This is a genomic window from Streptomyces albidicamelliae (genome assembly GCF_025642175.1).
GTDB lineage: Bacteria > Actinomycetota > Actinomycetes > Streptomycetales > Streptomycetaceae > Streptomyces > Streptomyces albidocamelliae.
The window spans coordinates 4,639,955-4,654,120 of sequence record NZ_CP106795.1 but is presented as its reverse complement, the minus strand read 5'-3'; the positions used below and the strand labels follow the sequence as shown (position 1 = coordinate 4,654,120).

Below are 14,166 nucleotides of genomic sequence, written 5' to 3'. Positions count from 1 at the left end.
CTACGTCCGCCGGGCCCGGCCGCGCTTGCGCCGGCGCAGACCCGACGCGTGCAGCAGCCGCACCACCTCGCGGCTGCTGACCTCCACCGCACCCGCGGCCACCACGTCCGCGTACCGGTGCGAGGGGACGTCGTAGTGGTCGCGCTCGAAGGCCCGCCGGGGCACGCCCAAGCGCTCGGCGAAGGAGTGCAGTTCGTCGTACGACACGTCGCTCACCAGGTGCGACCACATGCGGCCGTGGCCGGGCCAGGCCGGCGGGTCGACATAGACGGTCACGGGCGCCTCACGAGGACACCGCCCCGCCCGCCGCCGAGCCCAGCGAGCCGACCGCCGCGACCTTCACCCCGGCCTTGTGGCACACCCAGTGCGGGTCCGGGCCCAGTTCCGGCTCCACGTCCAGCGCGTGCGGATCGCCCGAGCCGCACACCGGGCACAGCGGCCAGCGGCCGTACCGCTCCAGCAGCGCGTCCTGCACGTCCTGGGCGATCAGACCGGCGACGAACGGCGCGCCCTGCGGCCACTGCTCCACCCACCAGCGGCGCTGTGCGACGGAGTCCTCGACCAGCGAGACCACGTCCGCCTCGGCGACCTCACGCGCGACCAGATCGGCGAGCACCAGGGCGCGCGCGGCATGCAGGGCCTGCTCAAGGGGAGTGACGGGTTCCATGGAACCCATTGTGCGCACTCTTGACCACCGGACCGAACCGAAAATATCTTTCACCTGTGACCCAGGAAGTGAAGGAAATTTTCGGGCAGCCGGGCGGATCGCTCGCCGCCAAGGTGCGCACCCTCGCCCCCTCCATGACCCGGTCCATGCACCGCGTCGCCGAGGCCGTGGCGGGCGATCCGGCCGGCTGCGCCGCCCTCACGGTCACCGGCCTCGCCGAACTCACCGGCACCAGCGAGGCGACGGTCGTCCGCACCGCCCGCCTCCTCGGTTACCCCGGCTACCGCGACCTGCGCCTCGCCCTCGCCGGGCTGGCCGCGCAGCAGCAGTCCGGCCGGGCGCCCGCCATCACCACCGACATCGCGGTGGACGACCCCCTCGCCGACGTCGTCACGAAACTGGCCTACGAGGAGCAGCAGACCCTCGCCGACACCGCCGCCGGCCTGGACACCGTCCAGCTCGGCGCGGCCGTCGCCGCGCTCGCCGGGGCACGCCGGACCGACGTGTACGGCATCGGCGCGTCCGGGCTCGTCGCCCAGGACCTCACGCAGAAGCTGCTGCGGATAGGGCTCATAGCCCATGCGCACAGCGACCCGCACCTCGCGGTGACCAACGCGGTGCAGCTCCGCTCCGGCGACGTGGCGATCGCGATCACGCACTCCGGCTCGACCGGGGACGTCATCGAGCCGCTGCGGGTCGCCTTCGAACGCGGGGCGGCCACCGTCGCCATCACCGGGCGGCCGGACTCACCGGTGACGCAGTACGCCGACCACGTGCTGACCACCTCCACGTCCCGGGAGACCGAGCTGCGGCCGGCGGCGATGTCCTCACGGACCAGCCAACTGCTCGTGGTGGACTGCCTGTTCGTCGGAGTGGCGCAGCGGACGTACGAGACGGCCGCGCCCGCCCTGGCCGCGTCGTACGAGGCGCTGGCCCACCGTCACCGGGCCTCCTCGCGCTAGACCGCAGCACCGCGCACAGGACCGACCGTGGGAGGGACCGGCGGGTCCGACGTGGCTGGTCGCGCCGTTCCCCGCGCCCCCAGGTAGGTTCACCACCCCCCCGACGGAAAGTGACCGGAGAGAGCCGCCCCGATGACCTCCCCCGACCTGCGCAGCCAGTTGGCCTCCCTGACCACCGAGGCGTTCCGGCCCGAGCTCGCCGAGATCGACCGGCTGCCCACCCTCGACATCGCCCGCCTGATGAACGGCGAGGACGCCGGTGTGGCCGCCGCCGTCGCCGCCGAGCTGCCGCGGATCGCCGCCGCCGTGGACGCCGTCGCCGAACGGATGGCCCGCGGCGGACGCCTGGTCTACGCCGGCGCCGGTACCGCCGGCCGGCTCGGCGTGCTGGACGCCTCCGAGTGCCCGCCCACCTTCAACACCGGTCCCGGGCAGGTCGTCGGCCTGATCGCGGGCGGCCCCGAGGCCATGGTCAGCTCCGTCGAGGGCGCCGAGGACTCCCCGGAGCTGGCCCGCAAGGACCTCGACTCGCTCGGACTCACCGCCGACGACGCGGTGGTCGGCGTCTCCGCCTCCGGCCGCACCCCCTACGCCGTGGGCGCCGTCGAGCACGCCCGCGGCCTGGGAGCCCTGACCGTCGGCCTGTCCTGCAACGCGCACAGCGCGCTCGCGGCGGCCGCCGAGCACGGCATCGAGGTCGTCGTGGGCCCGGAACTGCTCACCGGCTCCACCCGGCTGAAGGCGGGCACGGCCCAGAAACTGGTCCTGAACATGCTCTCGACCATCACGATGATCCGGCTCGGCAAGACCTACGGGAACCTGATGGTCGACGTGCGCGCGTCCAACGACAAGCTCCGGGCCCGGTCCCGCCGGATCGTGTCGCTGGCCACCGGCGCGGCCGACGAGGAGATCGAGCGGGCCCTGACCGAGTCCGGCGGCGAGGTGAAGACCGCCATCCTCACCCTTCTCGCCGACGTCGACGGCCCTACGGCCGCCCGCCTTCTGGAGGAGTCCGGCGGCCATCTGCGCGCCGCGCTGGCGCACGCGGCGGGCTGACCCGCACGCTCGGGGCGTGCGCAACGACCCCGTCTCCGCCGCGGCCGCCGTCCTCATCCGGGTCGGCGGCCCGGCCAACGTCACCTCCGTCGCCCACTGCATGACCCGGCTCCGGCTGGGGCTCGCCGATCCGTCGGCGGTGGACGAGGAAGCCCTGCGGTCCCTGCCCGGTGTCCTCGGGGTGGTGGACGGCGGGGACGTCTGGCAGATCGTGCTCGGTCCCGGTGTCGTCGAGGCGGTCACCGCTGCGGTGGAGGACCTGGTGGCGCGGGCGCCGGGCAGCACCGCCGCGGAGCCGTCCGGCGCCGGGGACCTCGCCGCCGAGGGCGCCCGGATCAAGGAGGGCCTGCGGCGGCGCAACGCCACGCCCCTCAAGAACGGCCTGCGGCGCGTCGCGGGCGTCTTCGTCCCGCTGATCCCCGCCCTGATCGGCTGCGGCATCCTGGCCGGGCTGAACGGGCTGCTGACCAACGCCCACCTGCTGCCCTGGCTCACCCCCGCCCTGTCCGCCGTCGCCTCCGCCTTCATGGCGCTGATCGCGGTGTTCGTCGGGATCAACACCGCGAAGGAGTTCGGCGGCACACCCGTCCTGGGCGGCGCGGTGGCGGCCGTCGTCGTGTACCCGGGCGTGGCGAAGGTGACCGCGTTCGGGGTGCACCTGTCTCCCGGGCAGGGCGGGGTGCTCGGCGCGCTCCTGGCGGCACTGCTGGCGACCCGGGTGGAGAAGTGGTGCCGCGGCCGGGTGCCGGGCGCACTGGACGTCCTGCTCACCCCCACGGTCACCGTGCTCGTCTCCGGGCTCGTCACGCTGTACGGCCTGATGTACGCGGCCGGCGCGGTGGCCTCCGCGGTCGGCACGGCCGCCGACCGGCTCCTCGCGACCGCGGGCGCCCTGGCCGGGCTGGTGCTGGGCGGGCTCTTCCTGCCGCTGGTCATGCTGGGCCTGCACCAAGCCCTGATCCCCATCCACACCACGCTCATCGAGCAGCAGGGCTACACCGTCCTGCTCCCGCTGCTGGCCATGGCGGGCGCGGGCCAGGTCGGCGCGGCCCTCGCGGTGTACGTCCGCCTGCGCCACGACGTCTCCCTGCGCACGACGATCCGCTCCGCCCTGCCGGCCGGTCTGCTCGGTGTCGGCGAACCCCTCATCTACGGCGTCTCCCTGCCGCTCGGCCGGCCGTTCCTGACCGCCTGTGCGGGCGGCGCGGCGGGCGGGGGGTTCGTCGGCTTCTTCGCCATGTCCGGCACCAAGGTGGGCGCCACGGCCATCGGCCCGTCGGGCTGGGCCCTCTTCCCGCTGCTGGCCGGGAACCGCAGCCCGGCGATGACGGCGGCGGTCTACGCGGGCGGTCTGCTCACCGGGTACCTCGTCGGCTTCCTCGCGACCTGGGCGACCTTCCGGCCCCCCGTCGCCGAGAGCGGGGAGAAGGCCGGCGGCCGGGCCGGGAGGGGGGTGGTCACGGCCCCGGTGCACCATGGAGGCGAGGAGGCGACCGACTGACATGAATCATGCCCAGCTCACCGCCCTGGGGCGGGCGCTCCGGCTGCTCGGGGAACACGGCGAGGCCCTCGGGGCCGACACGCCCGACGCACGGCTGCACGAGATCAAGGACGATCTGCGCCGGGCGCTCGACCTCGCCGAGGAGAGCGTCACCGGCGCAGCACCGAGCACCCGCTGCCAGGAGCATCCGCAGGGACCCGTCGACGAGAGCGCACCCGACCTCTGCCTGCTCTGCGAGACCCGGCGGCGGGCCGCCCGGCGCTCGGAGTACCAGGGCAGGCCCCGCCCGGAGGAGCCGGCCGCCCAGGCACCCTCCCGCTACGGCGTGCGCGGCGAGCGTCCACAGCCCCAGCAGCGTTGGCTGCCGGAGCTGTGGAACGGCCAGGAGTGGCAGCTGTGCGGGACGCCCAGGCGGGACCGGCGCGAGGCCGAGGCCTATCTCGCCGCCCAGCGGCGCGGGTCCCGGCCCGCCATGGCGTACCGGCTCGTGCACGAGTTCACCGACTACGAGGTGCTGCGGGTGTGGGGGACGCCGGTGCGCGTCGACATCGAACCCATGGGCAACCTGTAGCCGGCGGTCCCGCGGGTCCCGCGGGGACGGTCAGCTGAGGGTCTTCAGCGCCGCCGCGTCGTACGGCTTGAGGTCGTCGAACCGGTCGGAGAGCACCTTGGCGGCCCACTCCGGGTCCTGGAGCAGGGCCCGGCCGACGGCGACCATGTCGAACTCGTCGGCCTCCAGGCGGTCCAGGAGGTTGTCGATCCCCTTGACCGGGGAGCCCTCGCCCTGGAAGGCGTTGATGAAGTCGCCGTCGAGACCGACCGAGCCGACGGTGATGACCGGCTTGCCGGTGAGCTTCTTCGTCCAGCCGGCCAGGTTGAGGTCCGAGCCCTCGAACTCCGGCAGCCAGTAGCGGCGCGTGGACGCGTGGAAGGCGTCGACGCCGGCCGCGGCCAGCGGGGCGAGGATCGCGTCCAGCTCCTCCGGGGTCTCGGCGAGGCGGGCGGTGTAGTCCTGCTGCTTCCACTGCGAGAAGCGGAAGATGACCGGGAACTCGGCGGACACCCGCTCGCGGACCGCGGCGACGATCTCCGCGCCGAACCTGGTGCGGGCCACCGGGTCGCCGCCGTACGCGTCCGTGCGGCGGTTGGTGCCCGCCCACAGGAACTGGTCGACGAGGTAGCCGTGGGCGCCGTGGATCTCCACACCGTCGAAGCCGATGCGCTCGGCGTCCGCGGCGGCCTGCGCGAACGCGGCGACGACGTCGTCCAGGTCCTTGCGGGTCATCGCCCTGCCGGTGACCTCGGCGCCCTCGGTGACGAGACCGGACGGGCCGACGGCCGGGGCGTCCGCGAAGGGCGGCTCGCCCTGCTTGCGGACCATGCCGATGTGCCACAGCTGCGGGACGATCGTGCCGCCCGCCGCGTGCACGTCCTCGGCGACCCGGGCCCAGCCGGCGAGCTGCTCCTCGCCGTGGAACCGCGGTACGCGGTCGCTCTGGCCGGCCGAGTCGTGGCCGACGTAGGTGCCCTCGGTGACGATCAGGCCGACACCGGCCCCGGCACGGCGCGCGTAGTAGGAGCGCACGTCCTCACCGGGGACACCCCCCGGGGAGAACATGCGGGTCATCGGGGCCATCACGATCCGGTTCGGGACGGTGAGGCCGTTCAGCGCGATCGGGCGGGAGAGGATCTGGGCCGCGCGGGAGGCGGGCGTCGTGACGGTCACGTGGGGGGCTCCTCGGGAAGTGCGGTGTTAACCGAACGGTATGTGCGCGCGCATTGTTGCAGCTTCTTAAGCAAACGTCTGTGCGCGCCCCCACATTCCCCGCCGCCCCGGACCCGCCCACGTGATCCGGAACACGCCCGAGGGCGGTGCCCCCTGCCAGTGGCAGGGGGCACCGCCCTCGTACGAAAGGACTGGTACCGATCCCGGAGGGATCAGAAGTCCATGTCACCGCCCGGCATGCCGCCACCGGCCGGCGCGGCGGCCTTCTCCGGCTTGTCGGCGATGACGGCCTCGGTGGTGAGGAACAGCGCGGCGATGGAGGCGGCGTTCTGCAGGGCAGAGCGGGTCACCTTCGCCGGGTCGATGATGCCCTCGGCGACCAGGTCGACGTACTCGCCGGTCGCGGCGTTCAGGCCGTGGCCCGGGGTCAGGTTGCGCACCTTCTCCACCACGACACCGCCCTCGAGGCCGGCGTTGACGGCGATCTGCTTGAGCGGGGCCTCCAGGGCGATGCGCACGGCGTTGGCGCCGGTCGCCTCGTCACCCTCGAGCTCCAGCTTCTCGAAGACCTGGGAGGCCTGCAGCAGGGCCACGCCACCACCGGCGACGATGCCCTCCTCGACGGCGGCCTTCGCGTTGCGGACGGCGTCCTCGATGCGGTGCTTGCGCTCCTTGAGCTCCACCTCGGTGGCGGCACCGGCCTTGATGACCGCGACACCGCCGGCGAGCTTCGCCAGGCGCTCCTGCAGCTTCTCGCGGTCGTAGTCCGAGTCGCTGTTCTCGATCTCGGCGCGGATCTGGTTCACGCGGCCCTGCACCTGCTCCGAGGAGCCGGCACCGTCGACGATGGTGGTCTCGTCCTTGGTGATGACGACCTTGCGGGCGCGGCCCAGGAGGTCCAGGGTCGCGTTCTCCAGCTTGAGGCCGACCTCCTCGGAGATGACCTCGCCGCCCGTGAGGATGGCGATGTCGCCGAGCATGGCCTTGCGGCGGTCGCCGAAGCCCGGGGCCTTGACGGCGACGGACTTGAAGGTGCCGCGGATCTTGTTGACGACCAGGGTCGACAGGGCCTCGCCCTCGACGTCCTCGGCGATGATCAGCAGCGGCTTGCCCGACTGCATGACCTTCTCCAGCAGCGGGAGCAGGTCCTTGACCGAGGCGATCTTGGAGTTGGCGATGAGGATGTACGGGTCCTCGAGCGACGCCTCCATGCGCTCCATGTCGGTCGCGAAGTAGGCGGAGATGTAGCCCTTGTCGAAGCGCATGCCCTCGGTGAGCTCCAGCTCCAGACCGAAGGTGTTGCTCTCCTCGACGGTGATGACGCCTTCCTTGCCGACCTTGTCCATGGCCTCGGCGATGAGCTCGCCGATCTGGGTGTCGGCGGCGGAGATGGACGCGGTGGAGGCGATCTGCTCCTTGGTCTCCACGTCCTTCGCCTGCTCCAGCAGGGCGGCGGAGACGGCCTCGACGGCCTTCTCGATACCGCGCTTCAGAGCCATCGGGTTGGCGCCGGCGGCGACGTTGCGCAGGCCTTCCTTGACCAGGGCCTGGGCGAGCACGGTCGCGGTGGTCGTACCGTCACCGGCGACGTCGTCCGTCTTCTTGGCGACTTCCTTGACCAGCTCGGCGCCGATCTTCTCGTACGGGTCCTCGAGCTCGATCTCCTTGGCGATGGAGACACCATCGTTGGTGATCGTGGGGGCGCCCCACTTCTTCTCGAGGACGACGTTGCGGCCCTTGGGGCCGAGCGTCACCTTGACGGCGTCCGCGAGCTGGTTCATGCCGCGCTCGAGGCCGCGCCGCGCCTCCTCGTCGAACGCGATGATCTTGGCCATGTGAAGTGGTCCCTCCAGGACTGGGGGTGATTCCTTCGGACCGCGCCCGCGCCCGCGACGGACGGCTCGCCGGCCGCGTGGTTCCTTGCCCCACTTGGCCTGCGGGCCTCACCGACCCGGTCCTTCGTTGTCACTCTCACCTTCAGAGTGCTAACGCAATGATTAGCACTCGGCATGGTCGAGTGCAAGCGCCTTCGGGGGTGGGACCCGCCCCGTCGGCCACCCGCGGACGGCGGGGCCGGGGCATGACGAAGGGCCCGCACCCTGTGCGAGGTGCGGGCCCTTCGTGCAAGAAACGTTCAGGCGCTGAGGCGAACCATGTCGGCCTGCGGGCCTTTCTGGCCCTGCGAGATCTCGAACTCCACCCGCTGGCCCTCTTCCAGGGTGCGGTAGCCGTCCATCTGAATGGCGCTGTAATGGACGAATACGTCCGCACCACCGTCGACCGCGATGAAGCCGTACCCCTTCTCCGCGTTGAACCACTTGACGGTGCCCTGAGCCATGCCTAACTCCCCTATTACTGGCCCTTGCACAGATCCGCACTTCGCGGACCCGGGTCAGACCTCGCCCCCCATTGGCCGGGGGCGTGCGCCGGAACGCGTCGACCGCGGCTGAATGTATCTGTCCAACTGCCGTCTGCAACAGGTCAATCGGACGAGAATTCTGGACGGGGGCGGTCCGGAATCTGCCGAGAATTCGTCCGAATTCAGGGCAAGTCGGGCCCCATAAAAGGAGCAAAAGCCGCATAAAGCCCGCATAGTTTGGCTACTTCTTGTCGGGCCTGCGGCATGAATGCAGGGCCCGTGACCCGAAGGCCACGGCCGTGTTCCCCAACTCTACCGCGCTCAATCACGCAGAATTGCCCCCTCCGCTTCTCTCACGGAGGGGGCAATCCGATGAACCATGCGTAACCGCTGTTACCGAAGGTAATGATCGGTCATCCGGTCAGCAGCCGCCGGCCACCGCGGGAATGATCGAAACACCCGCGCCGTCGGGCGTGGCCGTCTGCAGGCCCTGCTCGAAACGCACGTCGTCGTCGTTGACGTAGACGTTCACGAAACGGCGCAGCTTGCCCTGGTCGTCCAGCACCCGGGCGGCGATCCCGGTGTGGTTCTTCTCCAGGCTCTCGATGACCTCGGCGAGGTTCGCGCCCTCGGCGCTGACCTCGGCCTGGCCGCCGGTGTAGGTGCGCAGGATGGTCGGGATGCGAACGGTCACGCTCATGCGAGGCCAGCCTCTCGGAAGGAGTCCAGGGTCGGGCGGATGGTGGCGGTCAGGCCGGTGCCGGCCACCGCGTCGAGGGTCTTCAGGCCGTCGCCGGTGTTGAGGACGACCGTCGTCTTGGCCGGGTCCAGCACGCCGTCCTTGAGCAGCTTCCGGGTGACGCCGACGGTCACGCCGCCCGCCGTCTCCGCGAAGATGCCCTCGGTGCGCGCCAGCAGCTTGATGGCGTCGACGACCTCGGCGTCCGTCACGTCCTCCACGGCGCCGCCGGTGCGGCGCGCGATGTCGAGGACGTAGGGGCCGTCGGCCGGGTTGCCGATGGCCAGCGACTTGGCGATGGTGTTCGGCTTCTGCGGGCGGACCACGTCGTGGCCGGCCTTGAAGGCGGTGGACACCGGCGAGCAGCCCTCGGCCTGCGCGCCGAAGATCTTGTACGGCCGGTCCTCGACCAGACCGAGCTTGATCAGCTCCTGGAGACCCTTGTCGATCTTCGTGAGCTGGGAGCCCGACGCGATCGGGACCACGATCTGGTCCGGGAGGCGCCAGCCGAGCTGCTCGCAGATCTCGTAGGCGAGGGTCTTGGAGCCCTCCGCGTAGTACGGCCGCAGGTTGACGTTGACGAAGCCCCAGCCCTCGCCGGCCGGGTCGCCGATCAGCTCGGAGCAGAAGCGGTTCACGTCGTCGTAGTTGCCCTCGATGCCGACGAGCTCACCGCCGTACACCGCGGCCATGACGATCTTGCCCTGCTCCAGGTCGTGCGGGATGAACACGCAGGAGCGGAAGCCGGCCCGGGCGGCGGCGGCGCCGACGGCACCGGCCAGGTTGCCCGTGGAGGAGCAGGAGAGCGTGGTGAAGCCGAACGCGCGGGCGGCCTCCAGGGCCTGGGCGACGACCCGGTCCTTGAAGGAGTGCGTCGGGTTGCCGGAGTCGTCCTTCACGAACAGGCCGCCGGTGACGCCGAGCTCGCGGGCGAGGTTGTCGGCCTTGACGAGCTTCGTCCAGCCCGGGTTGAGATTGGGCTTGTCGGCCACGTCGGCGGGGACGGGCAGCAGCGGCGCGTACCGCCAGATGTTCGCGGGACCGGCCTCGATGCGCCGGCGTAGTTCCTCGGTGTCGTACGCGGAGAAGTCGTAGGCGATCTCCAGCGGCCCGAAACACTCCTCGCAGGCGAAGACCGGTCCGAGGGGTACCCGGTGTCCGCATTCGCGACAGCTCAGGGCAGCGGCGGGACCGAGGTCGACGGCGGGATCACTGGTGCTTGCGACAGTCTGCACAGCCATGGAGGCGAGGCCCTTTCTCCTCATCTTCCTCACGACGCACTTCGCCGTGAGACGGATTTGGCACCTTCCCTAGCCGGGAGCCTCGCGGAGACGATCAGAACTGATCTACGAGTACCGACTGGAGGGTTGCCGGGGCTTCATCGGGCCGTTTCCCTCTGCCCCTCTGGATGAGCGGTATGTGGTTGTCGACGCCGGTGACCTCCGACATGCGATGGTCATCGGCGTTGTTCAAGACTGTAACCGAAGGCCAGGACAGTTGAGATAGTCGTCCGAACCGCGAGACAACGTGAGGAGCAGCAGACCGTGCTGGAAGAAGTCGAGCGCTGGCTGGCCACCCGCTCCTGGTCCGTGACCGATCGCCCGCTCCACCGGATCCTGGCCGCCAAGCAGCGGACGGGTCAGACGGTCAGCGTCGTGCTGCCCGCACTCGACGAGGAGGCGACGGTCGGCGACATCGTCGCGGTGATCCGCCACGACCTCGTCGAGCAGGTACCGCTGGTCGACGAGATCGTCGTGGTCGACTCCGGCTCCACCGACCGCACCTCCGAGGTCGCCGCCGCCGCGGGCGCCCGGGTCGTCCACCGCGACGACATCCTGCCCCGCCTCCCGGCCGTCCCCGGCAAGGGCGAGGTGCTGTGGCGCTCGCTCCTGGTGACCGGCGGGGACATCGTCTGCTTCATCGACGCGGACCTGCGCGAGTTCTCCTCCGACTTCGTCTCCGGGATCGTCGGCCCGCTGCTCACCGACCCCGGGGTCGACCTCGTCAAGGGCATGTACGACCGCCCGCTCGGCGGCGCGGCCGGGCAGGGCGGCCGGGTCACCGAGCTGATGGCCCGCCCGCTGCTGAACATGCACTGGCCGCAGCTCGCGGGTTTCGTGCAGCCGCTGGGCGGCGAGTACGCGGCCCGCCGCTCGCTGCTGGAGCGGCTGCCGTTCCCCGTCGGCTACGGCGTGGAGCTGGGGATGCTGGTGGACGCCCTGCACCTGGTGGGACTCGACGCGCTGGCCCAGGTGGACGTCGGGGTGCGCAAGCACCGCCACCAGGACGGCCAGGCGCTGGGCCGCATGGCCGCCGCCATCTACCGCACCGCCCAGCTGCGGCTGGCCCGGGGACACCTGGTGCGGCCGTCCCTGACCCAGTTCGAGCGGGGCGAGGACGGTTTCCGGCCGCGCACCTATTCGGTGGACACCGAGGAACGGCCCCCCATGGTGGAGGTCGCGGAATACGCGGCACGCCGGGTGGCCTGAGCGGGGCCGGCCGTGCGGGCACGCCGGAAGAACGGCTGTATACAGCCCCCTTCCGGGGCGGAGCGTACGTTTGAGCGTTTCCGGGCCGGGCTAGGTTGAGGCGTATGGCTTCCACGCACGGCGCTGAGGTGCTGGTCGCGTCCAATCGCGGCCCGGTTTCGTACACGGTGGACGACGACTCGGGCGGCGCGCTGCGCGCCCGGCGCGGCGGCGGCGGGCTGGTCTCCGGCCTGTCGGCGATCGGGCCGGACACGAACGCGGTGTGGGTGTGCGCCGCGCTCGGCGACGGCGACCGGGAGGCCGTGCGCCGCGCGGACGGCGGACTCCTGCCCACCGAGGACACCGGCGGCCAGCGGGTGCGGATGCTCGACATCGACGCCGAGGTGCACGCGGACGCCTACAACGGCATCGCCAACTCGGTGCTCTGGTTCGTCCACCACATGCTGTACCAGACCCCGCTGGAGCCGGTCTTCGACGCCGGTTTCCGGCGGCAGTGGGCGGCCTACGAGGCGTACAACCGGGCGTTCGCCGAGGCGCTGGCCGAGGAGGCGGCCGAGGGCGCGGCGGTGCTGATCCAGGACTACCACCTGGCCCTCGCCCCCCGGATGCTCCGCCGGCTCCGCCCCGACCTGCGCATCGGGCACTTCTCACACACCCCGTGGGCCCCGCCGGACTACTTCCGCCTGCTGCCCGACGACATCGCGGCCGAGCTGCTGAGCGGCATCCTCGGCGCGGACCGGGCGGCGTTCCTCACGCAGCGCTGGGCCGACGCGTTCAAGGACTGCTGTCACGCGGTGCTCGGGCCCGGCATCCCCTCGGGCACGCGGATCGGCGTGCACGGGCTCGGCGCGGACGGCGACTTCCTGCGCAAGCGGGCCCACGAGCCGGACGTGGACGAGCGGATGGCGGCGCTGCGCCAGGAGATCGGCGAGGGACGCCGGACCATCGTGCGGGTGGACCGCACCGAGCTGTCCAAGAACATCGTGCGCGGCCTGCTGGCGTACCGGCAGCTGCTCGACGACCACCCCGAGTGGCGCGAGAAGGTCGTCCACGTGGCGTTCGCCTACCCCTCCCGGCAGGACCTCGCCGTGTACCGGGAGTACACGGCCGAGGTCCAGCGGGTGGCCGAGGAGATCAACGCGCGCTACGGCACGCCCGGCTGGACCCCGGTCGAGCTGCACGTGAAGGACGACTTCGCGCGCTCGCTGGCCGCCTACCGGCTCGCCGACGTGGCGCTGGTCAACCCCATCCGCGACGGCATGAACCTGGTCGCCAAGGAGATCCCGCTGCTGTCCGACGAGGGCTGCGCGCTGGTGCTCTCACGCGAGGCGGGGGCGTACGAGGAGCTGGGCGCGGACGCGATCGTGGTGAACCCGTACGACGTCACGGGCACGGCGGACGCGCTGCACGAGGCGCTGAGCCTGCCGCGCGAGGAGCGGGCGGAGCGGTCGAAGCGGCTGGCGGCCGCCGCGACCGCGCTTCCGCCGGCGCGGTGGTTCCTGGACCAGTTGCACGCCCTGGACGATCAGTCCAGCTGAGCGGCGATCGCCCGCAGCAGTGCCACGACGCCCTCCGGGCCGTCCACCACCAGGTCGGCCCGTTCGGCGAGTTCCGTGACCTCGGTGCTGCCGCTGCACACCAGCAGGCCGGGGACGCCGTCGGAGCGGAGCTTGTCCACGGCCGCGTAGGCGGGCAGGTCGCCGAGGTCGTCGCCGGCGTAGACGACCGTCCGGGCGCCGGTCGCCCGGACGTGCTCGGCGAGCGCGACGCCCTTGTCCATGCCGGGCGGGCGCAGCTCCAGCACCATCCGGCCGGGTTCGACGATCAGGCCGTGCCGGGTGGCGAGGTCGGTGAGCGGCTCCCGCAGGGCCTCGAAGGCGGCCTGCGGATCCTGGGCGCGGCGGGTGTGGACCGCGACGGCCCGGCCCTTCTCCTCGATCCAGGTGCCCTGCCAGGCGCCGACCTGTTCCAGCACGCCGGGCAGCTCCGCGCGGACCGCCGCCACCCCCGGGTGCGGGGCGGGTGCGGTGACCGTGCCGGTGACCGCGTCCCAGCGTTCGGCGCCGTAGTGGCCGAGCACGGTGAGGTGCTCCAGGCCGGGCACGCCGGCGAAGCCGCCGTAGCGGACGGCGACCCCGGCGGGGCGGCCGGTGATGACGGCCACGGACGCCACCTTGGGGGCGAGGGCGGCGATCGCGGACACCGCCTCGGGATGGGCGCGGGCCTGCTCGGGATCGGCGACGATCGGGGCCAGGGTGCCGTCGAAGTCGAGTCCGATCACCGCGGTGCGGGGATCGGCCAGGAGGGCCGCCAGGCCGTCCCGGCCGGCCTGGGTGGCCGGGACCGGCAGGGGGCCCGTGCCGTGGGTCGGGTCGGGTGAGTCCGTCGTATGGATGCCCATACGGCGACACTATCCGCGCGACGCCGGGTCCACTCCTCAGCGCTCGGAGCGGCGGGCCTCCCGCACCCGGCGCAGCCGGTTGACCGTCACCGGGTCGTGGGCCAGGGCCCGCTCGTCGTCGAGCAGGGCGTTGAGCAGCTGGTAGTAGCGCACGGGCGACAGGTCCAGCTCCTCGCGTATCGCCCGTTCCTTCGCGCCGGGGCCGGTGAACCCGCGGCGCTCCAGCGCGAGGATGGCTTGTTCGCGGTGGCCCAGTTCCATGCCGG

General features: G+C 72.0%; 15 protein-coding genes and 1 riboswitch. Of the genes, 6 read left to right on the top strand and 9 right to left on the bottom strand.

The window, feature by feature from the left end; all coding sequences use genetic code 11:
- Positions 1 to 276 carry a DUF4031 domain-containing protein gene (locus N8I86_RS21455; protein WP_073888053.1) on the bottom strand — a complete coding sequence of 92 codons (276 nt, stop codon included), beginning with the start codon at positions 274 to 276 and terminating at the stop codon, positions 1 to 3.
- A 7-nt stretch (positions 277 to 283) separates the two neighbouring features.
- Positions 284 to 667: a hypothetical protein gene (locus N8I86_RS21450; RefSeq protein ID WP_073890307.1), complete on the bottom strand. Its 384-nt coding sequence runs from the start codon at positions 665 to 667 to the stop codon at positions 284 to 286.
- Between the two features lie 56 nt (positions 668 to 723).
- On the opposite strand from N8I86_RS21450, the gene N8I86_RS21445 reads away from it, so the two are divergent.
- The 4 genes from N8I86_RS21445 (at position 724) to N8I86_RS21430 (ending at position 4,757) form a co-directional block, all read left to right on the top strand.
- Complete coding sequence (locus tag N8I86_RS21445; RefSeq protein ID WP_263278468.1) at positions 724 to 1,629, top strand: MurR/RpiR family transcriptional regulator; 906 nt, start codon at positions 724 to 726, stop codon at positions 1,627 to 1,629.
- Between the two features lie 132 nt (positions 1,630 to 1,761).
- A complete protein-coding gene (gene murQ / locus N8I86_RS21440) occupies positions 1,762 to 2,685 on the top strand; it encodes an N-acetylmuramic acid 6-phosphate etherase (protein WP_263278467.1) in 924 nt (307 codons plus the stop codon).
- Positions 2,686 to 2,701: 16 nt separating this feature from the next.
- The gene (locus N8I86_RS21435; protein ID WP_263278466.1) at positions 2,702 to 4,186 is read left to right on the top strand and encodes a PTS transporter subunit EIIC; all 1,485 of its coding nucleotides are present in this window, start codon (positions 2,702 to 2,704) and stop codon (positions 4,184 to 4,186) included.
- A gap of 1 nt (position 4,187) precedes the next feature.
- Positions 4,188 to 4,757, top strand: coding sequence for a hypothetical protein (locus N8I86_RS21430; protein WP_073888047.1), 570 nt, complete (start codon positions 4,188 to 4,190; stop codon positions 4,755 to 4,757).
- A gap of 30 nt (positions 4,758 to 4,787) precedes the next feature.
- On the opposite strand, the gene N8I86_RS21425 is transcribed toward N8I86_RS21430, so the two are convergent.
- From N8I86_RS21425 to thrC, 5 genes are all read right to left on the bottom strand, one after another.
- Positions 4,788 to 5,912 carry an NADH:flavin oxidoreductase gene (locus N8I86_RS21425; RefSeq protein ID WP_073888045.1) on the bottom strand — a complete coding sequence of 375 codons (1,125 nt, stop codon included), beginning with the start codon at positions 5,910 to 5,912 and terminating at the stop codon, positions 4,788 to 4,790.
- 212 nt (positions 5,913 to 6,124) lie between these two features.
- A complete protein-coding gene (groL, locus tag N8I86_RS21420) occupies positions 6,125 to 7,747 on the bottom strand; it encodes a chaperonin GroEL (RefSeq protein ID WP_073888043.1) in 1,623 nt (540 codons plus the stop codon).
- A 299-nt stretch (positions 7,748 to 8,046) separates the two neighbouring features.
- On the bottom strand, positions 8,047 to 8,250 hold the full coding sequence (locus tag N8I86_RS21415) for a cold-shock protein (RefSeq protein ID WP_004929928.1): 204 nt from the start codon (positions 8,248 to 8,250) through the stop codon (positions 8,047 to 8,049).
- Positions 8,251 to 8,692: 442 nt separating this feature from the next.
- A complete protein-coding gene (locus N8I86_RS21410; protein WP_073888041.1) occupies positions 8,693 to 8,971 on the bottom strand; it encodes a MoaD/ThiS family protein in 279 nt (92 codons plus the stop codon).
- Positions 8,968 to 10,251, bottom strand: coding sequence for a threonine synthase (gene thrC, locus N8I86_RS21405; protein WP_073888040.1), 1,284 nt, complete (start codon positions 10,249 to 10,251; stop codon positions 8,968 to 8,970). The genes N8I86_RS21410 and thrC overlap by 4 nt, the downstream gene beginning before the upstream one ends.
- A gap of 17 nt (positions 10,252 to 10,268) precedes the next feature.
- Positions 10,269 to 10,425: riboswitch (SAM riboswitch) on the bottom strand.
- Positions 10,426 to 10,554: 129 nt separating this feature from the next.
- Here thrC and N8I86_RS21400 point away from each other — a divergent pair.
- Both N8I86_RS21400 and N8I86_RS21395 read left to right on the top strand, forming a co-directional pair.
- Complete coding sequence (locus N8I86_RS21400; protein WP_073888039.1) at positions 10,555 to 11,499, top strand: glucosyl-3-phosphoglycerate synthase; 945 nt, start codon at positions 10,555 to 10,557, stop codon at positions 11,497 to 11,499.
- A gap of 104 nt (positions 11,500 to 11,603) precedes the next feature.
- The gene (locus N8I86_RS21395; protein WP_073888037.1) at positions 11,604 to 13,037 is read left to right on the top strand and encodes an alpha,alpha-trehalose-phosphate synthase (UDP-forming); all 1,434 of its coding nucleotides are present in this window, start codon (positions 11,604 to 11,606) and stop codon (positions 13,035 to 13,037) included.
- Here N8I86_RS21395 and otsB read toward each other — a convergent pair.
- On the bottom strand, positions 13,025 to 13,900 hold the full coding sequence (gene otsB / locus N8I86_RS21390) for a trehalose-phosphatase (protein WP_263278465.1): 876 nt from the start codon (positions 13,898 to 13,900) through the stop codon (positions 13,025 to 13,027). The genes N8I86_RS21395 and otsB overlap by 13 nt on opposite strands.
- Positions 13,901 to 13,936: 36 nt before the next feature.
- Complete coding sequence (locus tag N8I86_RS21385) at positions 13,937 to 14,161, bottom strand: DUF3263 domain-containing protein (protein ID WP_093480756.1); 225 nt, start codon at positions 14,159 to 14,161, stop codon at positions 13,937 to 13,939.
- Between the last annotated feature and the right edge of the window lie 5 nt (positions 14,162 to 14,166).

Excerpts from the sequence above, each read along its gene's own strand:
- N8I86_RS21450 (WP_073890307.1), bottom strand. The coding sequence starts at position 667 with ATGGAACCCGTCACTCCCCTTGAGCAGGCCCTGCATGCCGCGCGCGCC.
- murQ (WP_263278467.1), top strand. The coding sequence starts at position 1,762 with ATGACCTCCCCCGACCTGCGCAGCCAGTTGGCCTCCCTGACCACCGAG.
- N8I86_RS21430 (WP_073888047.1), top strand. The coding sequence starts at position 4,188 with ATGAATCATGCCCAGCTCACCGCCCTGGGGCGGGCGCTCCGGCTGCTC.
- groL (WP_073888043.1), bottom strand. The coding sequence starts at position 7,747 with ATGGCCAAGATCATCGCGTTCGACGAGGAGGCGCGGCGCGGCCTCGAG.
- N8I86_RS21415 (WP_004929928.1), bottom strand. The coding sequence starts at position 8,250 with ATGGCTCAGGGCACCGTCAAGTGGTTCAACGCGGAGAAGGGGTACGGC.
- N8I86_RS21410 (WP_073888041.1), bottom strand. The coding sequence starts at position 8,971 with ATGAGCGTGACCGTTCGCATCCCGACCATCCTGCGCACCTACACCGGC.
- thrC (WP_073888040.1), bottom strand. The coding sequence starts at position 10,251 with ATGGCTGTGCAGACTGTCGCAAGCACCAGTGATCCCGCCGTCGACCTC.
- N8I86_RS21395 (WP_073888037.1), top strand. The coding sequence starts at position 11,604 with ATGGCTTCCACGCACGGCGCTGAGGTGCTGGTCGCGTCCAATCGCGGC.
- otsB (WP_263278465.1), bottom strand. The coding sequence starts at position 13,900 with ATGGGCATCCATACGACGGACTCACCCGACCCGACCCACGGCACGGGC.
- N8I86_RS21385 (WP_093480756.1), bottom strand. The coding sequence starts at position 14,161 with ATGGAACTGGGCCACCGCGAACAAGCCATCCTCGCGCTGGAGCGCCGC.